The sequence below is a fragment of the Bradyrhizobium sp. LeoA1Lang genome (assembly GCF_055413685.1).
Genome location: NZ_JBVAPG010000089.1, coordinates 1 through 26,092 on the forward strand (window position 1 = coordinate 1; position 26,092 = coordinate 26,092).

Genomic DNA, 26,092 nt, shown 5'->3' on the forward strand with positions numbered 1-26,092 from the left:
AACACATCGATGCCTACGTCAACGCGTACAACGACAAAGCCGAGCCCTTCGTCTGGACCAAGAAAAAGGTCCGTCAACGCCGCTTCACAGGGCGCCGTATCACTCAGCTCTGATTCCGGGTACTAGGTCTGAAGACGGCACAAGGCCTCCAACTCACCACCGCGTTCTATTGGGACCTGAACGACAAGACTAGGAGCTTTGGCGAGCGCTTCGCGGCCCGGAACAACGGCCGCTATCCGTCGATGAACCAGGCTGGAGCATATTCCGCGACACTGGCCTATCTGACCGCCGTCGCAAAGGTGGGATCGCCGCGTGATGGCGCCGCCGTCGTGAAAGCGATGCGCGAGCTCGGCACGTTTGACGACCCTCTGTTCGGAAAGACTTCGCTGCGTGAGGACGGTCGCGTTCTTCACGACATGATGCTGGTCCAGGTCAAGACGCCCGGCGAATCGAAGAAGCCCTACGACTACTACAGGATCGTGTCGACCATTCCCGCCGAAGCGGCATTCCGTCCGCTCAAGGACGGCGGCTGCCCCCTTGTGAAGTGAGTTTACGGCGCGATCGAGCCGGAGATTCAAGAGAGAGCCGCGTCTGCCTGCTGCGAGCCGCATGGCAGGAATGCTCTGAGATTTTGCATTGACCTGTGGAGGACCAATCCCGTGCTGAAATCCGATCGTCTCACCCGCTACGATCACCTCTATATCGGCGGATCGTGGGTCGCGCCTGAAGACGGTGGTTTTCTCGAAAGCATCGATCCTTCCACGGGACGCCCCTGGGCTCGCGTCGCCTTCGGTGGCCCCGGTGATATTGACCGTGCCGTCGCGGCGGCGCGGGCGGCACTGAACGGTCCGTGGGGGCGCATGCCAGGGCACGAGCGCGCGGCGCTGCTACGCAAGTTCGCTGACCTCTATGCGCAGCGTGCCGCCGATCTTGCCGTCCTGGAAACAACGGATTCCGGCCGCGCGCTGCGGGAGTCCCGCGCCGATATTGGTGGTCACACGTATGGCTATCACTGGTGGGCATCATTGGCGGACAAACATTCCGGCCGCACCATTCCATTCGACGACAGTGTGCACGCATTCACCACCCGCGTGCCGGTCGGAGTGGTCGGCGCGATTACGCCATGGAACGTGCCGCTGATGGCTGCGGCATGGAAGCTCGGTCCTGCACTCGCGGCAGGTTGCACCGTGGTGTTGAAGCCGGCAGAGCAGACGCCAGTCACCTCGCTTGAACTCGGAAAATTGTTCGACGAAGCCGGGTTTCCGCCTGGAGTGGTCAACATCGTTCCCGGGTACGGCAAGGACGGCGCCGGTGAGCGGCTCGTCACCCATCCGGGCGTCGACAAGATCGCATTCACCGGCGAGGGGGCAACGGCGAAGGTCATCCTGCGCGCCGGTGTCGACACGATGAAGCGCTTTACCTTCGAGCTTGGCGGCAAGTCGCCCCATATCATTTTCGCCGACGCCGATCTTGAACAGGCACTGAACGCGGCCACCAATTCAGCATGGACGCTATGCGGACAGAGCTGTGCGCTCGGCTCGCGGGTGCTGGTTCAGAGGCCGATCTACGATCAGGTCGTCGCAGAGTTTGCGCGCCGTGCGGCCCAGGTGCGGGTCGGTCCTCCGCTGGATGAAGCCACGCATATGGGCCCCCAGGCGCACGAGGAGCAACTCGCCAAGACGCTGTCCTATATCGATATCGGACGGGCCGACGGCGCTGAACTGGTGACTGGCGGAGGTCGGCTGAGCGGCGGCGTGCACGGAGACGGCTACTTCGTCCAGCCAACCGTCTTTGCCAACGTCTCCAACGAGATACGGATCGCCCGCGAGGAGATTTTTGGCCCCGTGGCCGCGCTGATTCCGTTCGACGATGAGGAGCAGGCGATCGCCATCGCGAACGACACGGCATACGGACTGACGGCTGGCCTTTGGACCCAGGACATCGGACGCGGCCATCGCGTCTCCAGCCGGATTCGCGCCGGCATGGTGTGGGTGAACACCTATCGTTTCATTCGCTGGTCGACGCCCTATGGCGGTTTCAAGGGCAGCGGTTGGGGCCGGGAGAACGGTGTCGAAGCGCTCGATTCCTATCTCGAAACGCGCACCACGGTGGTCAGCACGACTGGGCGCTTTCCGAACGCCTATGCCAACTGAAATCAAGCACAGCACCGCTCACTAAATCCAGGAAGAAGAGAAGACGATCATGCGTTTGGCGAACAAGCTCGCGGTGGTAACGGCTGCTGCATCCGGAATGGGACGTGCCGGTGTCGAGGTCTTCCTGAGGGAAGGGGCCAATGTCGTCGCCGTCGATATCAACCGCGATGCGCTGGCACAGCTCTCCGCGGATATGCGCGCCATTGGGCACTCCATCGAAACGGTTCAGGCGGATCTGTCGCGGCCGGGAGAGGCGCGGCGGTCGGTGAACGATGCGGCGGCGTTGCTGGGCGGCATCGACGTGATGTGGGCGCATGCCGGAATTCCCGGCCCGGCCGGCGTGGAGAATCTCGATCTGGCGGCCTATGAAACCGCGATGGCGCTCAACGTTACGTCCGCTACATTGGCGGCAGGCGAAGTGATCGGCCACATGCGCAAGCGGGGCGGTGGATCGCTGATCTTCACGGCATCCGTCTCGGGCCTGGTCGGCTCGATGTTCAGTCCGGTCTATTCGGCGGCAAAGTTCGCAGTGGTCGGGTTGACCAAGTCGTTGGCGCAACGTTTTGCCGCGGACAATGTGCGCGTCAACGTCGTTTGCCCCGGGCTTGCAGATACGCCCATGAAGACCGGATTTACGGGGCGTTCGGGTGACCCTGCCGAGGCCGCCGCCAATCAGGCGCGCCTGCTTGCGTCCGTCCCGATGGGACGACTCTGCAAAGCGGAGGAGGTCGCGCATGCGGCCCTTTGGCTGGCATCGGATGAAGCGTCGTTCGTGACCGGCGTTGCGCTTCCGATCGATGGCGGATTCACGGCTCGCTGAGTTCTGACGATCAGGACGAGGGCGGATGGCTTCGATTGTGCCATCCGCCGAATTATGCCCGCATCGACGGGCTCGATCTGGCCATTCTGGCGTTATAGCCATAGGAGACCTTCATACCGCCGTAGACAGGCGCCGGGTAAGATGTTCCCCCAAAAGGAGCGAGGCAGGCCATGGTGAAACCGTCGAAGACCCGCATTGGCAACCACACCCTGCACCCGGAAACGCTGATGCTGAACTACGGCTACGATCCGCAATTGTCGGAGGGAGCCGTCAAACCCCCGGTCTTCCTGACCTCGACCTTCGTCTTCAAGACCGCGGAAGATGGCAAGAACTTTTTCGATTTCGTTGCGGGCCGGCGCGAACCGCCCGAGGGGATGGGCGCGGGCTTGGTCTACTCGCGGTTCAATCATCCCAACAGCGAGATCGTGGAGGACAGGCTCGCTGTCTATGAGCGTACCGAGAATTGCGCGCTGTTCTCGTCCGGCATGGCGGCGATCTCGACCACGATCCTGGCCTTTGCACGTCCCGGCGATGTGATCCTGCATTCGCAACCGCTGTATGGCGGGACGGAAACACTGTTTGCAAACACGCTTGCAAAGCTCTCCATCGGCGCCGTGGGCTTCGCCGATGGTCTCGACGAGGCCGCGGTCAGGCACGCGGCCGAGGACGCCATGCGCCGCGGCCGAGTGACGATGATCTTCATCGAGACCCCGGCAAATCCCACCAATGGCCTGGTCGATATCGCGATGATCCGCCGTATCGCCGAGCTGATCGGCCAGGTCCAGGGCCACACGCCGATCGTCGCATGCGACAATACGTTGCTCGGGCCGTTATTTCAGCGGCCGATCGAGCATGGCGCTGATCTCTCCCTGTACTCGCTGACCAAATATGTCGGTGGCCATTCCGACCTGATCGCCGGTGCTGCGCTCGGTTCAAAAGCCCTGATGAAGGACATCAGGGCGTTGCGAGGCGCCATCGGCACCCAACTGGATCCCCATTCCTGCTGGATGATCAGCCGGTCGCTCGAAACCCTGAGCCTGCGGATGGAAAAGGCCGACAGAAATGCGCACCTCGTGGCGGATTATCTGCGCGATCATCCCAAAGTGGAGCGAGTCCATTATCTTGCCCACCACGCAGAAGATTCCCCGGCCGGCCGTCTGTTCGCGAGGCAATGCAGCGGAGCAGGCTCCACGTTTTCATTCGATATTGTCGGCGGCCAAAGCGCTGCATTCAAATTTCTGAACGCGCTGCAAATCCTGAAACTAGCGGTCAGCCTGGGTGGCACCGAATCGCTTGCCAGCCATCCCGCAACCATGACCCATTCGGGCGTCCCGGCCGGCATCCGTCACAGGATAGGCGTGCTCGACTCCACGATCCGGTTGTCGATCGGCATTGAGCACCCCTCCGATCTGATTGCAGACATCGCGCAAGCCTTGATCGACGCATAGGTGGTCGGTCTGGAGACCGCCGGCAGCCAAGCAGTTGGACATCGACCAAAAGTTCGATGTGATCAAAGCGGGCATAGACTATCGCTTCGGTTTCGGCGGCCGGTGGCTGCGAAGTATTGAGCTAGGGCGTGAACTCCTTACGTTGTGAGCACGCGCCCTAGTTCGGATTTAAGTCAAAAAGCGGTCAGTAGTCCCAGAAGACCGGTACCCAACGAAACGCGTCGCCGTCCACCGCGACCCGACCGACGGACGGGAATGGCAGGTGGGTGGCCACCAGCATCTCGCCGGTCTCAGCCAGTTCCCGCAAAAGACGGACCCGAACGCGCGCCGCCTCCTCGGGGTCGTGCTCGAAACCGTTGTGCCAGTCGGGTTGCTCGAACCCGACCGCAAACACGGCGTCGCCGGCGAACGTCAGCGCGTCGCCGCCGGACGCCAGGCGGACCACGCTGTGCCCGGGGGTGTGGCCGCCGGTGCGACGGACGACGACGCCCTGCGCCACCTCGTGCTCCTCATCGAACTGCCGCAGCTGGTTGTGGTATTCTTTTGTGAACCGCTTGGCGGCCGACCGAAGCGCGTCCGGGAACCCCGGCGGCATGGCGGTGTGGGAGAAATCGGGCGACTCCCAGAATTTGACCTCGGCGGCCGCCACGTGGATCAGCAGGTCCCGACGCAGCCGGTCCTTCACCCCGTCGACGAGCAGCCCGCCAATGTGGTCCATGTGCATGTGGGTCAGCACCACGTCGGTCACGGACGCAAGATCGATGCCGGCGGCGTCCAGTCGCTTGATCAACTGCCCGGCCCGCGGCAAGTGCAAATCCGGGTCGCCCCCTAGTCCAGCGTCGATGAGGATGGTCCGAACGCCGCTACGCACCACGACCGCGTTCAGCGCCCAGTCGAAAGCGTCCGGCGGCAGGAACATGTCATTCAGCCAGGCCGCCCGGATGGCCGGGTCGGCGTTGTGTCCTAACATTTTGGTGGGCAGCGGTAGTACGCCATCGCTGACCACCAGCACGTCAATCTCGCCGACCTTCAGCGCGTAGCGCGACGATACCAACTCTTCTGGCCCCGATCGAACGGAGTGTGCGGTCGTGTCTAAGCTCATGTTCGTCTCCTGCTGAGTGTTGCGGATCATCTGGTTCATCTTCGAAAACTCCTGCGTTCAATCGTGACTCGATCCTGGGCGGGCGTGCTTCCCGCGTGGAAATCGCGGTCAATGCTGGTGAGGTGTTCAGAGGTCAGTCACCCGCTCAGGATCGGCCGACGCCAGCGCAGCGGCACGCTCAGCTCGCGGCGGATAGATCCAGACGGTGTTGATATCCTGCTTGGTCTTCTTTGCTTGCTCGCCGACCATTTCGACTTTGCGTTCCCAGCCGCGCGTGAAGAGGGCACCTGCTTCGCCGAGGTCGAGGCAGGTGACGTAGGCCTTCTGGTGATACGGCTTGGTCGGGACTCCCAGGAGCTCGGCGGCGGCATTGTGGCCGGCAAAGGCGCCCATCCGCGTCGCGTGCTGGCACGACATCAGCGCGTAGTTGCCGACATCGTCGCATGCAGCTCTCGCGGCATCGCCGGTGGCAAAGACGCCAGCCACCGACGGCACGCGCAGATCGCGGTCGACAAGCAGTCGGCCGAAATTATCGCGTTCGGCGGGGATCTGCGCGGTCAACGGAGCGGCGCGAATGCCGGCCGCCCAGATCACGGTCGCGGTTTCGATGTGTTCTCCATCGGAAAGCGTGACGCCGGATTTGTCGAGCGAGGCGACGCCGCCGCCGAGCCGGGTCTCCACGCCGCACTTGCGCAGTGCGTCCTCGATGACGGGGCGGGGACCCGCGCCCATATCCGGGGCGATCGCATTGTTTCGATCGACGATGATGACGCGCGGCGTGGCCTCCTCGCCAAGGATCGCACGAAGTCGTGTGGGGATCTCCGTGGCCGCCTCGATGCCGGTGAAGCCGCCGCCGGCAACGACGACCGTGTCGCGCGCCTTCGATGCCGGCCGATCCGCGAGACTACGCAGGTGCCGGTCGAGGGCGATCGCGTCCTCGAGCTGATCGACGCTGAACCCGTGCTCGGCGAGGCCAGGAACATTCGGACGGAACAGCCGGCTGCCGGTGGCCATGACCAGGCGATCGTAGGGGAGCGTCTTTCGTGCGCCCTTGGCCGTGACGATTTGCACGGTGCGAGACTTGGTGTCGACCGTCTCGGCGCTGCCCTGCACATAGACAACATCGATCGCGTTGAGGACATCCAGGAGAGGTGCCGTCAGGGTCTCCGGCTTCGGTTCGTAGAGCCGCGGGCGAACCACCAGCGTCGGCTCCGGTGAAACCAGCGCGATCTCCAAATCCTCGGGCGAAACGCCCTGGATGTCGCGCAGACGGGCAGCGGAAAGTGCAGCATACATGCCGGCGAAGCCGGCGCCGATGATGACAAGTCTCATATGATCTTCTCCTGTGGTTGGGTTTTCCTAGACGTGCGCGCGCGTCGTCGCCGCTTGCCATTGGCGCCAAAGCTTGTTGCGATCGATGACGACGCGAAGACGTGAAACGAAGATGGTCGCCGCTTATGGTGCGGGGCAATTCAGCCGTGACGACATTGGCATGGCGCTCTCGCATGCCGCGCGGCAGCCTCTCGAACCCAGCGGCCAGCCGAGTTGAAAAACAATCGGCAGAGCGGGCTTTGGAGGCCAGTCCTTGTAGAATATCTGGGCGCCGGAAATCATTGAACTGGTGCTTTGCGCAGCTTGTGCCGATGATTCCGTTCCCTCGCCCGCTGCTGAGGTGAAGCGAACGGTCAATGAAAGTCCGTACACAAGTGCGGTCGCGACGACTCTGCGTCGCCGTGTAATTGCAAGTGAGCTGCCGAAATCCTTCCAGGCCATCGCTTCTCTCCGTCCGTTTGTAGGCGTGGGCACGGTGATGATGTAACGAACCTGATCTGCGACTGCCCCAGAGCGATTGCCGTACCTGCAGAGCGATTGCTGCTAGCGCATGCGTCGTCGCCAATCGCTTGGAGTCTCGCCGGTCAGCTTCTTGAACGCCGCCGCGAAGGCGGTCTGGGAGGCGTAGCCAAGCGCCGCTGCGACCGACACGACGGATTCGTCAGTGTTGCGCAGCATGTTCATTGCCTGCTCGAGCCGGTACTGGCGCAGCCAGGCGTGAGGCGAAAGCCCGGTGCTTTCCTTGAAGGCACGGCAGAAATGGAAGCGCGACAGGCCAGCGTCCGATGCAAGCGCAGCAAGAGAGACGTCCGCGTCGCTGTCCGAGCGCAACCGCTCGATGGCACGGAGCAGGACCTTCGGCGGCAGCCCACCCATGGTCGGCTGAAACGTGGTTGGCGAGCCCGTGTGCGCAGCCAGAAGGCGGGTGGCCAGAAGATTCGTGAGTTGCTGCCTGAACAGCGCATCCAGGGCCCCATTGCCCTCCAGGCAATCGGCCGCGCTCAAGAGCAATCGGGATGTAATGGGGTCGGGATGCGCCGTTCGCTCCAGGAGATCGCTCGGTGTGGCGGTGTCGGCTTCGCGGGCAACGCGCTCAAGCGTTGCGGGCGGAAGATAGAGTTGAACGACATCAACAGGTTTCGGAATGTCCCACCGGGAGCTTGAGCCGGCCGGAATGATTATCACGACCCCAGGACGAAATGTTCCAATCGCAACCGATCGTCCTGACCGCCGCTCCATGCGCTGCATCGAGCCGTTGTAAGCCATGATGACGTGGTCGGTCATGGGCTCGACGACGTCGTGCAATGGTTCGTGTTTCCAGTGGGCGATCCCGGCACCGGAGGGATCCAACGCCATGCGGAAAGGCGCGGTCCTGAGCACACGGGCCATCTCCACATCTGCAGGACGCCCATCGGCAATCGGCACGTTGCTCTGGCGCGCGGCTCGCGGGCTCTCCTGCAGTGGATCGCGCAAAATCGGCTTACTCATGGGCGTATGCTCGCATTCTAAAAGGCCATGCGCTCGCTGCGTGCAGCCCTGCAGTGGGACAATGAGGCGTGGAGCCGTGCCTCTCGCGTGCTTTCAATGATGTTGGAAAGTGCTGCATGAGGGTATCGCGCAGCGAAAGCAGCATGCGTCGATTCCCACCGACAGCAGAAGTTCTCGAAGCGCGGAGCGCATCTCCTCGTCATCGTCCACGATCAGGATAAGCGGGCGGTCTGTAGTGTCGGCAGTCATGCTCATGGGAAAGTGCGGTAGGGGTGGTGAAGCGGATGAGCCGGTGAGTGCGGTTGTCCCAACCATTGCGTGGCCTCCTTTGATCGCTTCTGCTCTCCGGTCTGGCACCGTACTTGGGTCCGAGGGTTCGGTCCGCGTTCTAAGCCCCGTAAAAGTCCGGCGTCTTTCCCAAAGCGGCCATGCTTTGCCCGATCCTGCTCCAAGCGCGCCAGGCGCTTTCACAAACGCACGCTGGAATCCGGTCCGCTTTGTCAGGTGGAATATTTCTCGTGACCAAACCGCAGGGGTCGAATCAAATTGAAATCGCTTTGAAATTCATTTTGTCGTGATTGATCTGGTATGCTGTCAGAACAGCTACGCATTCACCGCGCGGCGTGGACAGCCACTGACTGATCCCCGATAATGCAACCCTGACCTTGCGCGCCGATGATGACCTGCACGGTCCAGTTCCATTGATGAGGTCGACCAATATGAGACAGGCGCGCGCCTACGGTCAGGGGCTCGGGCGACCCTTCCGTCTGAAGGATGCGCCCTCGCTGGTCACGCGTACGTTGCGCAGTGCCGAACTCGCAGTGACCGAGACCCGGGACGACGATCCCGTGCCAGGTCTTTCCGGCTCGATGCTTTCCGAGGATGCCTATCTCGTCAGTCTCAAATTTCGCGATTATCCGGACTGCGAGTGCTGGGAGCGCGGACGATGCGTCGTCAAGACGGATGTCCGCGGTGGCGCAACCTATCTGTACGACCTGAAGCGCGATCCGCGCTACGTGATCGATAAGCCATTCCACTCCATCTTTTTCTATCTGCCGCGCTCGGCGCTCGACGACATCGCCAGGCAGGCCGGCGCACCACGCGTTGGTGAACTGGCCTACGAGCCGGGCATCGGCCATGACGACGCGGTCGTCCGTCATCTCGGTGCGTCGCTGGTGGAAGGACTGCGTCGGCCGGACGAGACCAACCAGCTTTTTGTCGATCACATGATGCTCGCGCTCACCGCGCACGTCGCCCAGACCTATGGCGGACTGAAGCGTGCCACCGAACCGGCCCGCGGCGGTCTTGCCCCGTGGCAGGAGAAGCGCGCCTGCGAAAGGCTCGAATCCGATCTCGCCGGAAAGATTTCATTGGAGCAAGTCGCGGCGGAGTTTGACCTCTCGGTCAGTCATTTCTCACGCGCATTTCGCATCTCCACCGGCCTGCCGCCGCACCAGTGGCTGCTTCGCCAGCGCGTGAAGGCGGCCAAGCAGTTGATGACTGTTCGCGACCTGCCGCTGTCCGAGGTTGCGATATCGGCCGGCTTTGCCAATCAAAGCCACTTCGCGCGGGTCTTTTCGTCCGTGGTCGGCGTCAGCCCGGGAGCGTGGCGTCGCGAAGCGCTCAGCGCCCCGGACGAGAAGTAACTTAAGGATAATACCGGGCGCCTCGTCCGATCAGCAACGCTTCGCCAGTGAGACGGTGTAGGCGGCGTGGCGCGCCGCAAAGATCTCGTCCGGCGGATGGCCGATGCCTTCGGCGAGATTTGCTGGATCGAAGATGGACGCGTCGCACGCATCATTCGCTTCAGGACCGGTGATGACGATCGTTCCCAGCCGCACCGCTTCGCGATTGTCCTCATCCGGCCATCGAATGGTCACGTCCATGGTGGGATCGCCGGGACGGTCGAGCAGCGCCATGACGTTGAACCGGACGTCGCCTGCAGCGATCCGGTTTTCGAGGTCATCATGCAGGAAGTCGGCGGACTTCGCTTTGGCCTCGTCTTCGGTCAGCGTGATGTCTCCGCCGACAGGAACGACCATGAACTTGATGAATCGCGTCTCGCCCTTCGAATTCGAAGCGGGAAAGGAGTGCACTCCCCAATAGGTCGTGCCGGCAAAACTCCCGGGCAGTGGACGCGCGGCGATGTAGTTTGCCTGATGCAGCGTTTCGGGATTGGCGGCGGAGAACGCCTTGACCTTCGCCATATCCGGCTTGCCGTCCGGTCCCGGAATCCGCGCCTTGAGGAACGCCTGCATCTGGTCGAGCGTCCTTGCAAAATGCACCGGAGCGCTTTCCACGAGAATATCCGAGCGATGGCGATCGTCGCCAAGCCTGAAGCTGAAGCCGCGCAGCACGAGGTTGTTTGTATCCGCGATGTGAGGATTGCCGCCACCCACAGAGAAGCGCGCTAGCACGCGCGACGGTCTGGTGAAACTTGGGGATTTCGTAATCTCCGCCGCCCGATCCGACGGGGCATAGGTGCCGCGAACGCAACGGCCCTTGGCAAAGCTCGCGCGCACCTTTGGCGGATCACCAGCTACCGCTTTCAAGGCATCGACGATGGACGCGGGCGTGGCCGCGCCAGTTGGGAACCGGGACATGGCGGGACCTTGGCTTTGAGTGTTCAACGCGTGTTCTAGGCGACGTACCGATCCGGCGTCTTTCCCAAAGCGGCCATCCCTTGTCCGATCCTGCTCCTACTAGCCATCGCTGCCGTGATTGGGCGCGCCACGCCCCTACTTTCTGGCTAATCCACCCTAAACTAGACGAGGGGACTGGGAATACGAACCCTCAGGTGTTCCTTGATGTTTGGCGCTCCGCAAACCGGTTCAAAGGTTGTGCGTCGTCTCGCAGGTTACATCTGTAACTCGATAGGCCGGTCTCGAAATTATTCCGTATCGCGCGCCTCATAGCCTCTGCAGCGGCCGACATTTTCATCGTCCAATGCATCGATTTTGACTTTGGGGCAATACAGGATGTTCGAATGGCTCGAGCCCGCGGCGTTGGTCGTCATCGCGGGATTGCTGGCATGCTCAGGTATTCGTGGCTGGCGATCGAAGAAACCAATTGTCAAATGGGGCGGGGCCGGTTTGGCGGCTTTGGTTTCCGTCATTGCCATCTCGATCAGCGTGCTGCTGACCATCGGACTGTTCAAGCTGCACGCACGCAGTGCGCCAGGCGTGGACTTGAAGATTGCGGGGACCGCGGAGCAAATCCGGCGCGGCCAGACGATCGCGGACAGCTTTTGCAGCGGCTGCCATACCAGGACCGACACGCTCACCGGCGGCGGGGATCTCGGCAAGGATATCTCGTTGCCGATCGGTTCGTTTATAGCCGCCAACCTCACGCCGGTCGGGCAATTAAGCCGGTGGTCGGACGGCGATATTTTCCGCGCCATTCGCAATGGGGTCGATCCTGACGGTCGCTGGCTTGTCATCATGTCCTACACTAATGCCGGAAAGCTGAGCGACGAGGACACCAAAGCGGTGATTGCCTATCTCCGCAGTCTGCCTGCTCTGGGAGAAAAGACGATAAATCCGGCCGATCGTCTCACCCCGCTGGGCATCGCGATGTTGGGCGCGGGCATGCTGCCAACGGGCAAGCCCGTCTCAACAGAACATGTTACCGCGCCACCAAAAGGTCCCACGTCGCGATACGGTGAATATCTCATTTCGTATCAGGACTGCCGCGAATGCCATGGCAAGGATCTGACCGGCGGCAAACCCGGCCAGCTCGCGCCGCTAGGGCCCGACCTCAATGTCGTAAGGGGCTGGAAATTCCAGGAGTTCGTCGCCACCATGAGGACCGGTGTCGATCCGAACGGTCACACCCTCGGCAATCAGATGCCGTGGCAGCCGATCGGCAGGATGGAAGATGACGACCTTCGCGCCGTTTATGAGTATCTGACGCATCTGCCCGCAGCCTGAACAACCCCGTGCGGCGCTCGCATCCTTAGAATGAGGGCTAGTTTTTCGGGCTCGAATCCGCGCCCAGCAATTGGCCGGTCTTGCGGCTGAGAAAATGCAGTCGCGTGCAGGCGGGGCAGCTTACCGCCGTGAATTCGTTCTGATCGGTATTATCTTCCTCGTCCAGGCTGTGCTGAACGTTGAGATGGGTATTGGGGCAGACGAAGATGAAATGTCTCATCCGCTCTTTGTCGAAGATCTGCAATCGGACGATTTGATCTAGCGCAAGGTTTTGGCCCGCGGAGGCGAAATGCCCCCACGGCCCGGTGCCGTTATATGACGCGCGATGCATCCGGATGGTTTGATCCAGAACAAACCGCGGAGAATGGTACCGAGATAGCCTGCTGTCGTTGTCGAATCGTGTGCAGCTACGACCACGTTTCGCGCCGTTCGGCAGACTGAGGACAAGTACCGGAGCTTCATCATGGGCAAACTCAAGATTCCGCATGACGCCATCGTATTCGTGGGCGACGGGCGGAAAGCGCTGTTCCTCCGCAACGAGGGCGATGAGAAATTCCCCAATCTGAAGACCGAGCGAGTCTTTGAGCAGCAAAATCCCTCGACCCATGATCAGGGCAGCGAGCGGCCCGGACGCACGAGGAAGCCGGGTTCGGGGCAGCGAAGTACGGTCGAGCCGGTGGACTGGCATGATCTCGAAGAGCACCGGTTCGCGCGACAGGTGGCGGCGGCCGCCGAGCAGGTCATCCGCAGCGGCAAGGCAAAGGCCCTCGTCGTCGTGGCCCCGCCGCGAACCCTGGCGGAGCTTCGAGTTGCCTTTCATGCTGACGTGAAACGGCATATCCTGGCTGAGTTCGACAAGGATCTCACCAAGCATCCTGTCGGCGAAATCGAAAGGCATCTGGTTGGATGATCCGCGGGTGATGCCCGCTGATCTTGATGCATAACGTGTTCTCACGCGCCTCTGCGGGAGAAAATGATGTCCTCTGTTCCTCGAAAGCGGCGTGACGCAGTGTGGCCAAGCGTCGCTCGGAAATCGTCTAGTCTCACGGACCCATCGTTCCGAAAATCACACCGCGCTTTGACGCCGCCGCGTTTGAAAGCGGAAAGTTCGGGCATGGAGGACGGCGTCCACCTGTGGTTCCGCGCCTGGTGGGGATCTGCGCTGCAATTTCGGGTCATCGCCTATTCGGCTTGCGCGAGATCAACGCGAGGCCTCGCGGGCTGGCTCAGCTAGCAGAGGAAAAGAGGAGCTACGCGGATGGCGCGCTTCATTGCCCGATTTTACAAAAATGTGCTCGGCGAGAACGGCCAGGTCGGCGACATCTGCCAGTGCACGGTGGACCTCGACGTCCCGGACGACGCGCAAGCAGTGGACGTTGCCAAGCAGAAATTCTGCGAGATGCACGGGGTTCGTGATTGGACCCTGCACGCCGATCGGCTCGAGGTGGAGCCGGCTGACTTTCCGTCGTAGGCAGCACGAATCCGGGCCTGCGTGCTATGCACGCATCCCGGAATGACGCTTGTGTGGGGCTAAGCCTCGTTACGGACAGGGATGGCGGTAACCGTCGTTGCCGAGATAGGTGCCCGAGGCGGGATCATAGGAGCGGAAGCGCTGCGCGCAGTAAGCTTGGGCGTTTGCGGCTTGTGCCTGGCTGGATGCAATGGCACCGCCGATGATGGCGCCGGCGGCGAGTCCGCCAAGCACGGCCGCGCCGGTTCCGTATCCTCGTCCCCCATATCCGCGACGGCCGTAACCATAATGGCGGTAACCGGGACCGCCATGCCAGCGGCGGTATTGCACCTGCTGTGCCGAAGACTCCTGTACCATCGGGGACGGCATCATGGGCGCGGCTCGAACAGGTAGGGATGCCGATATCGTCAGCGCTGTGGCGGCGGCCATCAAGAAAATCCTACGCATGTTCACGGCTTGCTCCTTTTCTTGTTTAGTTGGGAACACAACGGCCGTGCTGCCGAACGGTTCCCGGGACTTCCCGCTCGCGACGACAGAGAGTCAGCGAAACGTTAACTCCCAGTACAAGATTCCGCCCCTGCGGTCATCACAAGATCAGTCGGCCCTCACGTGCGAATATGAAGGGCTCCGTTGCATCTCTGCCGTGTGATCCGATTCGCCTTCGGATGCTTTTTTGGGCCGAAAACGCCAATTTTTGCCGAAACTTTCAGCGCGCGTGATCGCGCTTGCCGCGCTACCTAAATGCTGTGGGCGAGGGTGGCGCTTCATGGTCGTGAGGCGGACGCGCGAAGGAGGGTAATCAACATGCTCGAAGCGGCACGGGTTTCGCAGTCCAGTCTGCCGGTGATCGATATCTCCGGCCTATCGTCGCCAAACCTGTCGGATCGCAAGGCGGTTGCCGCCAAGCTGCGCGCCGCCTGTTTGTACAACGGCTTCTTCTACATCTCGAACCATGGCGTCGACGAAGAGCTTATCGCCGATGTCTTCGCCGAGGCTGCTGCCTTCTTCGATCTATCGCCCGAGATAAAGGCCGAGGTCGACAAGTCGCGCTCGAAGGTCAATCGCGGCTACGAGCCGCTGCAGGGCCAGACGCTGGAGCCCGGCGCGCCGCCCGACCTCAAGGAAGGCTATTATGTCGGGCCCGAGCATACGCGTGACGATCCGCGCGTGCTCGCCGGCATGTTTAATCACGGCGCCAACCAGTGGCCGTCGTCGCGGCCGAACTTCAAGCCGGTGATGGAAGCCTATCTCAACGTGATGCTGGACCTGTCGGCGCGGATGATGGGCGGCATCGCGCTGTCGCTCGATTTGCCCGAAGACTATTTCGAGGGTTATTGCACCGACGCTATGGCGACCGTGCGGCTGCTGCACTATCCGCCGCAGCCTGCAAACGGCAATCCGGATCAGAAAGGCGCCGGCGCGCACACCGATTTCGGCGGGCTGACACTGTTGCGCCAGGGCGATGTCGGCGGCCTGCAGGTCTGGGACCAGGCAACCGGCGGCTGGATCCATGCCGACCCCGTGCCTGGCACCTACGTCGTCAATCTCGGCGACATGATCGCGCGCTGGACCAACGACAAATACCGCTCAACGCTCCATCGCGTGGTCAACGTATCAGGCCGCGAGCGCTATTCGGTGCCGTTCTTCTACACCGGCAATTACGCGCACACGGTCGAATGCATCCCGACCTGCCTTGCACCGGGCGAGCAGCCGAAATACCCGCCGATCACGGTCGAGGAGCATATGCGCGCGATGTACAAGCGGACCTACAAGTAGTCGGTCGTCGCCATGAGTGCTCCATCCCCGCGCTACACCTTCATCCTCATCCACGGCGCCTGGCAGGGCGCCTGGGCCTGGGAGACCATCGTCCCGCGCCTGAAAGCGCTCGGGCACGAGGCGGTCGCCGTCGACCTGCCGGGCAACGGCCACAACCCGCTGCCACCCGAGCAGGTCAATCTCGAACGCTACGCTGCGCATGTTGTCGACATCATCGACAGGACCGAAGGTCCGATCATCATGGTCGGGCACAGCATGGGCGGCACGGCGGCCGCGCAGGCCTGTGAGCTGCGGCCCGAACGGATCGCGCTCGCGATCTTCCTCTGCGCGTTCATGCTGCCTGACGGGATGTCCGTGCTGCAGTTCTACGAGCGCTATCTTGAGCCATGGATGCGCGGCGCGCATGCGCGTGTCACCTACGATGACGCAGGTTTATTGTCGCGCATCGACTCGGCTTCCGCGGTCGAGGTGTTCTACCAGAAGGCGGATCGCGCGTTGGCCGAGGCCGCGGCGCGTCGCCTGACGCCGCAGCCCGAAGGCGGCCGCCGCTCGCAACTGAAGCTGTCGCCGGAGCGCTTCGGCACTGTGCCGCGCGTCTATATCGAGGCGCGCGAGGATCGCTCGGTGCACCTGCCGCTGCAGCGGAAGATGCAGGAGCTGTCGCCATGCCTCGAAGTCTACGGCCTCGACAGCGACCACGCGCCGCAGCTCTCGCAGCCGGATGAGCTGGTTGCGTTGTTCATGAAGGCGGTCGCCGCGCACGCCCGCACGCTGTGACGGATATTGCGACCGCGCTTCAATCGCGGCGGGTAGATCGATGCTTCATTTGTGGGCAAATGGTGCTCATTTCACTTCGTTGACAGCATTTTCGCGCCACCTATCCTGACTACAGTTTTGGCGAGCTGAACAGATCAGATGAAGCCCTCCATTTTTGGCTACCAGGCGCCAACATCCATCGAAGAGGCGATCAGCATTCTGGCCGGCGATCCCGATGCGGTCGTGCTCGCCGGCGGGCAGACATTGTTGCCAGCGATGAATTTTCGCGCCGCCAATCCGTCCACGCTGGTGGACATCCAGCATGTGGCCGATCTGCGTGGCATCGAGGTCGGCGCCGACGTCGTCGTCGTGAAGGCGATGACGCGTCACCGCGAATTCGAACTCGATGCGGAGGTTGCGCGCGTCAATCCGCTGGTCGCTGAGGTCATGCAGCATGTTGCCCATGTGCCGATCCGCAACCGCGGCACGGTGGTGGGCAGTCTCTGCCACGCCGATCCCTCCGCGGAAATGCCGCTGCTGCTGGTCTTGCTCGGAGGCTCCGTGATCGCGCAGGGGCCGTCGGGGCAGCGCGAGATTGCGGCCGAGGATTTCTTTCAATCGTTCCTCACCACCGCTCGCGAGCGGGACGAGATCATCACCGAGGCGCGCTTTCCGGTGCTGTCGAAAGGAGCGGGATGGGCCTTCGACGAGGTGACGCGGCGTCATGGCGACTACGCGATTGTGGGTGTCGGCTGCGTGCTGTCGCTCGATGATCGCGGCCGTGCGTCGCGCGTGCAGCTTGCGGCCTGCGGCATTGCGGATACGCCGGTGCGCCTGAACGAGGCGGAGAATACCCTCACGGGCACGGTGCTCGGTGCGTCCGATCTCGAGGCCGCGGTGGCAGCTACCGCTGCGGCCGTGACGCAGCCCGACGAGATACATGTGTCCCAAACCTATCGCCGCAGGGCGCTCGGCACGCTGATCCGCAGGATGGTGACGACGGCTGCGCAACGTGCGACGCAGATGGAGACCGCCTGATGACGCGAACGATGAAGGCCGCGGTCCCCGATCGCTCCGCCGATGCCGAAGTCGACGTGTCGATGACGGTCAACGGCGAAGTCGTGAGCCGCAGCGTCAGCGTCCGCATGCTGCTGAGCGACTTCCTGCGGCATGAGCTCGGGCTGACAGGCACCCATGTCGGCTGCGAGCACGGTGTCTGCGGCTGCTGCACGGTGCTCCTTAACGGCAGGGCCGGCCGCTCCTGCCTGACGCTGGCGGTGCAGGCGAATGGCTACGATATCCGCACCATCGAGTCGGTCGCCGCCGCTGACGGCACGCTTCATCCGGTGCAGCAGGCGTTCAAGGAGTGCCACGGCCTGCAATGCGGCTATTGCACGCCGGGCATGGTGATGAACATCGTCGCCCGCTTCGAGGAGCCGGGAAAGCTTGATCTTTCCGACGAGGGTATCAGGGATCTGCTCTCCGGCAATCTCTGCCGCTGCACCGGCTATCTCAACATCATCGCTGCGGTGCGCCGCGCCGCCGAACTGCTCGGACGGGCCTGATGTCGACACGCCAATTCGGAGCGCGCGTCGAGCGCAATGTCGATCCCAAGCTGCTGCGGGGCGAGGGCGCCTTCGTCGACGACATTCCGCTGCCGGATGCGCTGCATGTCGCCTTCCTGCGCAGCCCGCATGGGCGGGCGCAGATCGTCTCCATCGATACGTCGGCGGCGAGGCGCCATCCGGGCGTCGCGGCGGTCTTTACGAGCGACGATATCGGCGCGCTCGATGTCGAGATGCCCCTGTTGATTCCGCACCCTTCGATGAAGAATCCGAAGACCCAGCGTCCGCTGGCGCGGGCGATGTCTATTATGTCGGGCAGACGGTGGCGATGGTGGTCGCGGTCGACCGCTATACCGCGGAAGATGCCGCAGCCCTGATCGAGGTCGAGTATGCGCCATTGTCGCTCGAGATGGATCTGGCGAAGGCGCTGACCGACGACGCGCCGCTTGTGCATGCCGACGTGCCGAACAATCTGGCGGCGCATTTCATCCAGACCAGCGGCAATCCGGACGACGCTTTTGCACGCGCCGAGCACGTCACCAAGATCACCGTGCAGGTCGACCGTTCGACCGCAGCGCCGATGGAATGCCGCGCAGTTGCGGCGCGCTGGGACGCAGTATCAGGTGAACTCACGGTGTGGGACGGCACGCAGGCGCCGATCTCGGTGCGCGGGGGGCTTGCGTCCGTGTTCGAACTGGACGAAGACAAGGTCCGCGTCATCGCCCCCGATGTCGGCGGCGGTTTCGGGCAGAAGGTGCTGCTGTTCTATCCCGACGAGCTCCTGGTTCCGATGGCGGCGATGCGGCTCGGGCGCCCCGTGAAATATATCGAGGATCGCCGCGAGAACTTTTTGGGCTCCTCGCAGGAGCGGACGCAGATCCACACCATCGAACTCGCCGCGCTCAGGACCGGCGAGGTGATCGGGCTACGGGATTTCTTCCTGCACGACACCGGCGCCTTTATTCCCTACGGCATCGCGGTGGCGCAGGTCGCTTCGACCTCGATCGCGGGGCCGTACCGCATCCCCAACATCTTCGTGGAGTTCAAGGCGGTCTATACACCGACGGTGCAGGTGACGCCCTATCGCGGCTGCGGCAGACCGCAGGCCTGCTTTGCCATCGAGCGCGCGATGGATCAGCTCGCCGAGGAACTCGGGCTCGACCGTTTCGAGATCCGCCGCCGCAACTTGATCGCCGAGAACCAGTTTCCCTATGAGCGCGACGGATTGCTGTTTGCGGATGGGCTCAAGGTCACGCTCGACAGCGGCCAGTATGGCAAGGCGTTGGCGATGGCCGCAGCCGAGCTCGGCGCGGAGAATTTCGCCGCCGAGCAGGCGAAAGCGCGCGCCGAGGGACGCTATCTCGGGCTGGGGCTCGCCTGTTACGTCGAGGGCACCGGCCTCGGTCCCTACGAGGGAGGCCACGTCAAGATTCATCCGATCACCGGCAAGGTCTATGTCAACACCGGTCTCAGCACGCAGGGGCAGGGCCACGACACGGTGTTCGCGCAGATCGTCGCCGATCAGCTCGGTGTCAGCCCACAGGACGTTATCGTGGTCGAGGGCGACACCAAGGCGTTCGACTGGGGCGTGGCGACCTTTGCCAGCCGCGCCGCTGTGGTCAGCGGCAACGCGATCCACAAGACCGCGCTCACTGTCCGCAAGAAGGTGATCGAAGCCGCCGCCAACATGCTCGATGTCGACCCTGACCAGATCGAGCTGCGCGACTCTGCGGCGTGGGTGAAGGGCTCGAACCGCTTTGCGCCGCTGGCGGCGATCGCAACTGCGAGCAATCCCTTACGTTACGCTTTCAACAAGGCCGCGCAGGCGGCGACACAATTCGCGCCAGCGAGCAAGCATGATGGCCCGCCGCTTGCCGACGGCCAAGCGCCGGGCCTGGAAGCCACCGACTATTACAGCCCGTCGCAATCCACCTGGGCCTATGGCGTGCACGGCGCGATCATCGAAGTCGATCCCGGTCTGTGCACGGTGAAGATCAGGAAATATGTCTGCATCCACGATTGCGGCAACATGATCAATCCGATGATCGTGGAAGGGCAAGTGCTCGGCGGCATCGCGCAGGGGATCGGCGGCGCGCTCTACGAGCATCTCGACTACCAGGCCGATGGCAATCTCGCCAATGCCAGCCTGATGGATTTCCTGGTGCCTTACGCGACCGAGATTCCCAATGTCTCGATCCTGCACCTGGAGACACCGACACCGCTCAATCCGCTCGGCGTCAAGGGTGTCGGCGAAGCCGGCTGCATCGCAGTCGGCGCGGTCGTCGCCTCCGGCGTCGAGGACGCGCTGCGTCCGTTCGGCGCGCTCAAATTCCACCAGGTGCCGCTGTCGCCGAACATGATCTCGCACGCGTTGGAAACTGCTGGATATTGACGCCCGCCGTCATTGCGAGCGCAGCGAAGCAATCCATCTCACCGCTTGGGGAGGCATGGATTTCTTCGCTGCGCTCGCAATGACGTGGAAAGGCCAGCGTGAGGCCGCTACCGCCGCTCCTCGCGCACGTGCGGCTGGCCGAGTGCGCCGGGCTCCTGCGTGATGCCGGAATCCTTGGTGCCGACCCAGATCATGACGGCGATGGTCGCGAGATACGGCGTCATCAGCATCAGATATTGCGGCACGCGGATGCCGGCCGCTGCGATTTGCGGGATCAGCGCCTCGATGCAGCCGAACAGAAGCGCGCCGGCGAGTGCGGGCCACGGCGCCCAGCGCGCGAACACGACCAGCGCCACCGCGATCCAGCCACGGCCGCCGGTCATCCCGGTCACCCATAGCTTGACGCTGACGACCGAGATGTAGCCGCCGGCCAAGCCGATCAGCGAGGAGCCGGCGACGATCGCGAAGATCCGATGCAAGGTGACGCTGACGCCGGCGGCGTCCGCGGCGCCCGGGTTCTCGCCGACGGAACGAATCCGCAAACCCAGCATGGTGCGGAACAAGAGGAAGTTGACGGCAAAGAAGATCAGGATGGTGAGATAGACGATCGGATCCTGCTGGAAGAAGATCCGCCCGATGCCGGGAATTTCCGACAGCGGCCAGATCTTCAGCGGTGCCAGCCCCGTCAATTGCTTGTTCTGCCACTTCGCCAGCGTGCCGACGAGGCCGGTAAAGCCCTGACAGAAGAACACGACCGACAGGCCCGCGATCACCTGGTTGATGCGCAGCACCACCACCAGCACCGCAAACAGCAGCGAGACCACGCTCGCAGCAACCATCGCGGCGACCAGCGCCACCGCCGGATAGCCACCGAGCGCGAGGCAGGCGCCCGCGCCCGCGAGCGCGCCGACCAGCATCAAGCCTTCCGCAGTGAGGTTCAATACGCCGGAACGTTCGGCGATGATCAGGCCGAGCGCCGCAAGCGCGTAAGGCACCGCGGTCACGGGAGCGTTGGCCAGCCAGTTGATGAGGAAATCGATCACAGCGGTCCTCTCAACGTATCCAGCGGATGCGGTGACGGATCAGGAATTCCGACGACGCGACCGTCATGACGATGATCGCCTCGATCATCTGCACCATGGTGAAGGGGATCTGGTAGAATACCTGCAGCGTCTGGCCGGTGATGAAAAGCACCGCGATCAGAAAGCCGACGATTGCGACCACGATCGGATCGTTGCGCGACAGGAAAGCGATCAGCACGCCGGAGAACACGTAGCCATTGGCGAAGGATTGCGTGAGCCGGCCTTCCTGGCTGGCGACATTGACGAAGCCGCCGAGCCCCGAGCAGGCGCCGGAGATCGCGATGATCCAGATCGTCGCCGTCTGCACGGGCACGCCAACGACTTTCGCCATGCGCGGATTGGCGCTGATGAAGCGGGTGTAGAAGCCGATGCGGCTGAGATGGATCATCCAGCCGGCTGCGAGCACGCCGCCGAGCGCGATCAACAGACCGGTGTTGACGCCATAGCCGATATCGGTCAGCCGCTCGAAGGGACGAAAGGGCGTGGACTGCGGGAACGCGGTCTTGGAGTCCTGCCAGGCGCCGTAGAGCAGGTGGAACAGGAAATACATCGCCACGTAATTCAGGAGCAATGTCGCGATGATCTCGTTGACCCGGAAGCGCAGCTTCAGGAACACGACTAGCAGCACCCAGAGCGCGCCGCCGAGTGCTGCGGCCATTCCCATCAGGATCAGCCGCGTGGCCGGCGGGCCGATGTCATAGATCGAGATCGCGGCGGCAAAGATGCCGCCGAAGACCATCTGGCCCTCGATGCCGAGATTCCAGAAGCCGATGCGGAAGGCGAGGCTTGCGCCCAAGCCGACCAGGATCAGCGGCGCGGCCTGGATCAGCACGCCGCGCAGGTTCTCCGCGGTCAGCACGCCCGCAAGCTCGCTGGCGAGCGTCAAGGGTGGGATGCCGGCCACCGCGAGGATCGCGACCGAAATCGCAAGGCCGAGGATCAGCGACGATCCGACGAACACCGCCTGTTTCCATGCCGGCAGGTTCTGGCGCACGTCGAGCGTGAGGCGGCCGAAGCCGCGCGAGGTTACGGGGGTCAATGGTTCGGCTCGGCGCGAGATGTCATGCATGGTCGACCATGGCGCGGCCGATCGCCTGGCGGTCCGCAGGGCGTTCGAATTCGGCGACGATCGCGCCGCGGGTCATCACGCCGATGCGGTCGGACAGGCTCAGGATCTCGTCGAGGTCCTCGCTGATCAGGACGATGGCGGCGCCGCGCTCACGCGCTGCGATCAGGCGTTGATGCACTGCGGCACAAGCGCGCGCATCGAGACCGCGGCTCGGGCTGTGCGCGACCACGACGTCCGGCTCGCGGCTGAACTCGCGGGCGATGACGAGCTTCTGCGCGTTGCCGCCGGACAAGAGTGAAGCCTTCTGCTTGACGCTGCGCACGCCCTGCACGTCGTAATCCTTCACTGCCGCGATGGCGTCGCGGCGCATCGCTGTGCGATCGAGCCTGACAATGCTGCCGTAGCGCCCGGAGCGGATCTGCGCCACCGCAAGATTGTCCTGTATCGGCAGGCTGCCGGCGAGCGCGTAGGCGTAGCGGTCGGCGGGGATCGCGGCGATCGCAGCTTCCCGCCGCTTGGTCGGGCCGGCATGGCTGATGTCGCCGGCGCCATCCACCCAGATCTCGCCGGTGGAGGGCTCGATCGCGCCGATCAGCGCTTCCGCAAGCTCGGCCTGGCCATTGCCGCTGACGCCGGCGATGCCATAGATCTCTCCGGCGCGCACAAAGAAGCTAGTGTTATTGAGCATGGTCCGGCCGTCGGCGCGCGTATAGGTGAGGGCGCCGACATTGAGCCGCGTTGGCCCGCCCTGGTGTGGCGTCCGCTCCGGCAGAGCCGAGGTCTGGCCGACGGTGAGCTCGGTCAATTCTTCCGCGGTCGATTGCCTGGGATCGAGGGTGGCCACCGTCTTGCCGCCGCGCATGATGGTCACGACATCGGCGTAGCGCTTCACGTCCTGCAGCTTGTGCGTCACCAGCACGACCGCGGTGCCGGATCGCGCCAATCGCTGCACGATCTCGAGCAGGCCGATGGCTTCGGCGTCGGTCAGCACTGCGGTCGGCTCGTCGAGGATCAGGATCCTGGCGCCGCCGACCAGCACCTTGACGATCTCGGCCTGCTGCTGCTCGGCCACCGTCATGCTGTCGATGCGGCGATCGGGATCGATGGAGAATTTGAGCGCATCGACCTGCTTCTTGATCGCGTCGCGGATGTCGCGCAGGCCGGAAGCGAAATGCGGTTGCGGATTGGCGAGCAATACGTTCTCGGCCACGGTGAAAGGTCTTACCAGCTTGAAGTGTTGGTGCACCATGCCGATCCCGTGAGAGCGGGCCGAGGCAGGTCCGCTCAGCGAGATCGGTGCACCATTGATGGAGATCGATCCGGCATCCGGCGCGTAGAGACCGGCGGCGACATTCATCAGCGACGATTTGCCGGCGCCGTTTTCGCCGAGCAGGGCATGGACTTCGCCGGAGCGGCTCTCGAAGGACGCGCCATCGAGAGCCAGAGCCCCGTCAAAGGATTTCCTGATCCCGGCAAGTTGCAGGGCCGAATTCATCAGAAGCTATGCTCGCCTATTTCTGGGTGATGACACCAGGCACGAACCAGTCCATCTTCCAGAAGCCGGCATCGTCGAGCGACTTGCCTTCGGCGACGCGGACGGTACCGGCGGTGTCCTTGATCGGACCGGCGAAGATCTGCTTGCCGGCGATGATGGCGTCGCGCTCGGCCATCACCTTGTCGACGACCTCCTTCGGCACCACGCTGTTGCAGCAGGCGATGTCGGTGCCACCATCCTTGATGCCGGGGAAGGCGCCATAAGGATTGGGCTCCCAATTGCCTGCCGCGATTTTCTTCAGTTCGGGCCCGAGGAATTTTTCCCAGGTCCAGGCCGATGAGCACAGCGTTGCCTTCGGCGCGAACTCGCGCAGGTCGCGATGGTGGCCGGTGCCGTAGATGCCGCGCTCCTGCGCCACGATCTGAGGGGTGGGGGTGTCGACATGCTGGCCGATCACGTCGATACCCTGGTCGGCCATGGCCTGCGCCGCGGCGCGTTCCTTGACCGGATCGTTCCAGGCACCGGTGAAGATCACGGTCACCGTGGCCTTCGGATTCATCTTCTGCGCGCCTAATTCATAGGCATTGATGGTCCAGTTCACCGGGCCGATCGGATGCGCGGCGACGAATCCGAGCTTGCCGGACTTCGACATCGCGCCCGCGATCATGCCGCAGAGATACTGGCTCTCATAGGTGCGGCCGTAGAAGGATTCGAGGTTCGGGCCGTTGGTGGTGCCGGAGCCGTTGAGGAACGCGACCTTCGGATATTTCTGCGACAGCTCCTTGAACGTGTCAGAATAGCCGAATGCGGTGCCGATGATCACGTTGTAGCCGCGCTGGATGAAGCGCTCCGCGGCCGGCGTGATCTGTCCCGCAACCTCAGGCACATTTTCGACGAAGGGAATCTGCATGCCGACTTCCTTCTCGATCTTCGGGCGCGCCTCGTCATAGGCCTGCGTCCAGCCGCCGTCGGTCTTGTCGGCGAAATAGAGGAACGCGATCTTGGCCGGCGCCGGGAGTGTGAACCCGGCGGCATAGGCGGCTGCCGCGCCGCCTGTCAGGGCAACGGCAAGAACAGGAATTGTAGTCCAGCGCATCACGCAGATCCTCTCGATGTGCGAAAATTTGTCGACCGTTCAGGACGGGTTCCGAAAAAATCTTCGCATTGTTGGAAAAAATAGCACGCCAATTGTTTAGTCACCGTCGAGCCAATCGATGAGCAGTCCCCTTGCATCCTTGTCGTCGCGCGACCGCGTGCGGTAGCGCGCAGGAATGAGCGAAGCGAGCTTGCGTTCGGCTCGCACATTCCATTGTGTTGCCCGGCGGCATCCGGTCGCGCGCAAGGCGCAAACGAAAATTGATGTGTGATTGATGTTGACGCGCGTTTGCGCGAGCGCCTCCTCGCGGCTTGAATATTGCTTGGCGGCCGCCGATGCGCTGTGATCGATGCGTGCATTGGCGCGGAACGGCAAACTGCTTCGGCGATAGGAGGCGTGATGAAGGCTTATGTGTATGGTGCGAAGCGCGAGCTGTCGCAGGGGTTCGAGGATTTCACGCAGGCCTCGCGGACCGCGATCATCTCCGTCGACATGCACCAGGGACATCTGGCCGATACGCCGGATTGTCCTTGTCCCGCGCCGCGCGCGCGAGAGATCGTCGCGCCGATCGATCAGTTCCATGCCGCGGCGCGCGCGATCGGCGTGCCGGTGATCCACGTCAAATCGGTGCTGCGCAAGGGCGGGGTCGACGACATCGCCGGCATTCCCTCGGCGTGGCGGCGCACCTTTCCGCTCTATGTCGGCGCGATCCCCAACTCCGATGCGCATGCGATCGAAGGTTCGCGCTGGACCGAATTCGTCACCCATGTGGAGCCGCAGGACCTGATCGTCGCCGGCAAGAAGCGGCTGTCGCCGTTCTTCGCTACCGATCTCGATTTTCTGCTGCGGCAGATGAAAGTGCGCACCGTGGTGCTCGACGGCGGCATGACCGATTGCTGCATCCTCAACGCGGCGTTCGATGCCAGCAATCTCAGCTATCGCGTCGTTGTCTTGCGCGATCTGGTGCGTGGCACCAATGAGGAGATGGAAGATGCCGCGCTCAAGATGGTGTCGCTGCATCTTGGCATCGTGACCGACGCCGCCGACCTGCTTGCGGAATGGCGCGGCCGTTGAGCTGAAACCGCGCGGTGCATCAGGAGAAGCAAAAGCGCGGCCGC

At 63.0% G+C, this 26,092-nt stretch carries 25 protein-coding genes and 1 pseudogene; 16 read left to right on the top strand and 10 right to left on the bottom strand.

The features are described 5' to 3' along the window. From ACZYOF_RS26435 to ACZYOF_RS26455, 5 genes and pseudogenes are all read left to right on the top strand, one after another. Positions 1–113: pseudogene (locus ACZYOF_RS26435) on the top strand (IS630 family transposase); the annotation flags it as partial. 63 nt (positions 114–176) lie between these two features. Beyond that, on the top strand, positions 177–548 hold the full coding sequence (locus ACZYOF_RS26440) for an ABC transporter substrate-binding protein (protein WP_463717640.1): 372 nt from the start codon (positions 177–179) through the stop codon (positions 546–548). A 111-nt stretch (positions 549–659) separates the two neighbouring features. After that, positions 660–2,153 carry an aldehyde dehydrogenase gene (locus tag ACZYOF_RS26445; RefSeq protein WP_463717615.1) on the top strand — a complete coding sequence of 498 codons (1,494 nt, stop codon included), beginning with the start codon at positions 660–662 and terminating at the stop codon, positions 2,151–2,153. 49 nt (positions 2,154–2,202) lie between these two features. Then, positions 2,203–2,973 (top strand): SDR family NAD(P)-dependent oxidoreductase, encoded by a 771-nt coding sequence (locus ACZYOF_RS26450; RefSeq protein ID WP_463717616.1) that lies wholly within the window; start codon positions 2,203–2,205, stop codon positions 2,971–2,973. Positions 2,974–3,143: 170 nt separating this feature from the next. After that, positions 3,144–4,421 (top strand): cystathionine gamma-synthase family protein, encoded by a 1,278-nt coding sequence (locus ACZYOF_RS26455; RefSeq protein ID WP_463717617.1) that lies wholly within the window; start codon positions 3,144–3,146, stop codon positions 4,419–4,421. A gap of 184 nt (positions 4,422–4,605) precedes the next feature. On the opposite strand, the gene ACZYOF_RS26460 is transcribed toward ACZYOF_RS26455, so the two are convergent. From ACZYOF_RS26460 to ACZYOF_RS26470, 3 genes are all read right to left on the bottom strand, one after another. Beyond that, positions 4,606–5,562 (bottom strand): MBL fold metallo-hydrolase, encoded by a 957-nt coding sequence (locus tag ACZYOF_RS26460; protein WP_463717618.1) that lies wholly within the window; start codon positions 5,560–5,562, stop codon positions 4,606–4,608. 87 nt (positions 5,563–5,649) lie between these two features. After that, positions 5,650–6,855 carry an NAD(P)/FAD-dependent oxidoreductase gene (locus tag ACZYOF_RS26465; RefSeq protein ID WP_463717619.1) on the bottom strand — a complete coding sequence of 402 codons (1,206 nt, stop codon included), beginning with the start codon at positions 6,853–6,855 and terminating at the stop codon, positions 5,650–5,652. Positions 6,856–7,398: 543 nt separating this feature from the next. Beyond that, the gene (locus ACZYOF_RS26470; RefSeq protein ID WP_463717620.1) at positions 7,399–8,343 is read right to left on the bottom strand and encodes a helix-turn-helix domain-containing protein; all 945 of its coding nucleotides are present in this window, start codon (positions 8,341–8,343) and stop codon (positions 7,399–7,401) included. Between the two features lie 719 nt (positions 8,344–9,062). On the opposite strand from ACZYOF_RS26470, the gene ACZYOF_RS26475 reads away from it, so the two are divergent. Next, positions 9,063–9,989 carry a helix-turn-helix domain-containing protein gene (locus tag ACZYOF_RS26475; RefSeq protein WP_463717621.1) on the top strand — a complete coding sequence of 309 codons (927 nt, stop codon included), beginning with the start codon at positions 9,063–9,065 and terminating at the stop codon, positions 9,987–9,989. A 30-nt stretch (positions 9,990–10,019) separates the two neighbouring features. On the opposite strand, the gene ACZYOF_RS26480 is transcribed toward ACZYOF_RS26475, so the two are convergent. Then, positions 10,020–10,946 carry a catalase family peroxidase gene (locus ACZYOF_RS26480; RefSeq protein ID WP_463717622.1) on the bottom strand — a complete coding sequence of 309 codons (927 nt, stop codon included), beginning with the start codon at positions 10,944–10,946 and terminating at the stop codon, positions 10,020–10,022. A 375-nt stretch (positions 10,947–11,321) separates the two neighbouring features. Here ACZYOF_RS26480 and ACZYOF_RS26485 point away from each other — a divergent pair, with 375 nt between their 5' ends. Then, a complete protein-coding gene (locus ACZYOF_RS26485) occupies positions 11,322–12,272 on the top strand; it encodes a c-type cytochrome (protein WP_463717623.1) in 951 nt (316 codons plus the stop codon). Positions 12,273–12,309: 37 nt separating this feature from the next. Here ACZYOF_RS26485 and ACZYOF_RS26490 read toward each other — a convergent pair whose 3' ends face one another. Continuing rightward, a complete protein-coding gene (locus ACZYOF_RS26490) occupies positions 12,310–12,759 on the bottom strand; it encodes a hypothetical protein (RefSeq protein ID WP_245475632.1) in 450 nt (149 codons plus the stop codon). Between ACZYOF_RS26490 and ACZYOF_RS26495 the strand changes: the two genes are divergently transcribed. Beyond that, complete coding sequence (locus ACZYOF_RS26495) at positions 12,736–13,182, top strand: baeRF12 domain-containing protein (protein ID WP_463717624.1); 447 nt, start codon at positions 12,736–12,738, stop codon at positions 13,180–13,182. The two genes, ACZYOF_RS26490 and ACZYOF_RS26495, sit on opposite strands and share 24 nt — an antisense overlap. Positions 13,183–13,530: 348 nt before the next feature. Further along, positions 13,531–13,743 carry a hypothetical protein gene (locus ACZYOF_RS26500; protein WP_130576888.1) on the top strand — a complete coding sequence of 71 codons (213 nt, stop codon included), beginning with the start codon at positions 13,531–13,533 and terminating at the stop codon, positions 13,741–13,743. Between the two features lie 69 nt (positions 13,744–13,812). On the opposite strand, the gene ACZYOF_RS26505 is transcribed toward ACZYOF_RS26500, so the two are convergent. Next, positions 13,813–14,172 (bottom strand): BA14K family protein, encoded by a 360-nt coding sequence (locus ACZYOF_RS26505; protein WP_245475633.1) that lies wholly within the window; start codon positions 14,170–14,172, stop codon positions 13,813–13,815. A 375-nt stretch (positions 14,173–14,547) separates the two neighbouring features. Between ACZYOF_RS26505 and ACZYOF_RS26510 the strand changes: the two genes are divergently transcribed. From ACZYOF_RS26510 to ACZYOF_RS26535, 6 genes are all read left to right on the top strand, one after another. Then, positions 14,548–15,519 carry an isopenicillin N synthase family dioxygenase gene (locus tag ACZYOF_RS26510; RefSeq protein ID WP_463717625.1) on the top strand — a complete coding sequence of 324 codons (972 nt, stop codon included), beginning with the start codon at positions 14,548–14,550 and terminating at the stop codon, positions 15,517–15,519. A 12-nt stretch (positions 15,520–15,531) separates the two neighbouring features. Beyond that, positions 15,532–16,296: an alpha/beta fold hydrolase gene (locus ACZYOF_RS26515; protein ID WP_463717626.1), complete on the top strand. Its 765-nt coding sequence runs from the start codon at positions 15,532–15,534 to the stop codon at positions 16,294–16,296. Positions 16,297–16,434: 138 nt separating this feature from the next. Continuing rightward, positions 16,435–17,313: an FAD binding domain-containing protein gene (locus ACZYOF_RS26520; protein WP_463717627.1), complete on the top strand. Its 879-nt coding sequence runs from the start codon at positions 16,435–16,437 to the stop codon at positions 17,311–17,313. Next, the gene (locus tag ACZYOF_RS26525) at positions 17,313–17,840 is read left to right on the top strand and encodes a (2Fe-2S)-binding protein (RefSeq protein ID WP_463717628.1); all 528 of its coding nucleotides are present in this window, start codon (positions 17,313–17,315) and stop codon (positions 17,838–17,840) included. The genes ACZYOF_RS26520 and ACZYOF_RS26525 overlap by 1 nt, the downstream gene beginning before the upstream one ends. Further along, positions 17,840–18,217, top strand: a complete 378-nt coding sequence (locus ACZYOF_RS26530; protein WP_463717629.1) for a hypothetical protein — start codon at positions 17,840–17,842, stop codon at positions 18,215–18,217. Before ACZYOF_RS26525 ends, ACZYOF_RS26530 begins: the two co-directional genes overlap by 1 nt. Beyond that, positions 18,169–20,232: a molybdopterin cofactor-binding domain-containing protein gene (locus tag ACZYOF_RS26535; protein ID WP_463717630.1), complete on the top strand. Its 2,064-nt coding sequence runs from the start codon at positions 18,169–18,171 to the stop codon at positions 20,230–20,232. Before ACZYOF_RS26530 ends, ACZYOF_RS26535 begins: the two co-directional genes overlap by 49 nt. A 107-nt stretch (positions 20,233–20,339) precedes the next feature. On the opposite strand, the gene ACZYOF_RS26540 is transcribed toward ACZYOF_RS26535, so the two are convergent. From ACZYOF_RS26540 to ACZYOF_RS26555, 4 genes are read right to left on the bottom strand one after another with little or no spacing between them, the layout of a single operon-like run. Then, complete coding sequence (locus tag ACZYOF_RS26540) at positions 20,340–21,275, bottom strand: ABC transporter permease (protein ID WP_463717631.1); 936 nt, start codon at positions 21,273–21,275, stop codon at positions 20,340–20,342. A 10-nt stretch (positions 21,276–21,285) separates the two neighbouring features. Next, positions 21,286–22,353 (bottom strand): ABC transporter permease, encoded by a 1,068-nt coding sequence (locus ACZYOF_RS26545; RefSeq protein ID WP_207234375.1) that lies wholly within the window; start codon positions 22,351–22,353, stop codon positions 21,286–21,288. A gap of 22 nt (positions 22,354–22,375) precedes the next feature. Next, entirely contained in the window at positions 22,376–23,878 is a 1,503-nt protein-coding gene (locus ACZYOF_RS26550; RefSeq protein WP_130576894.1) for an ABC transporter ATP-binding protein, read from the bottom strand. A gap of 16 nt (positions 23,879–23,894) precedes the next feature. Then, positions 23,895–24,974, bottom strand: coding sequence for a BMP family ABC transporter substrate-binding protein (locus tag ACZYOF_RS26555; RefSeq protein ID WP_463717632.1), 1,080 nt, complete (start codon positions 24,972–24,974; stop codon positions 23,895–23,897). Between the two features lie 399 nt (positions 24,975–25,373). Between ACZYOF_RS26555 and ACZYOF_RS26560 the strand changes: the two genes are divergently transcribed. Continuing rightward, positions 25,374–26,048: a cysteine hydrolase family protein gene (locus tag ACZYOF_RS26560; protein ID WP_130576897.1), complete on the top strand. Its 675-nt coding sequence runs from the start codon at positions 25,374–25,376 to the stop codon at positions 26,046–26,048. The last annotated feature ends 44 nt before the right edge of the window (positions 26,049–26,092 follow it).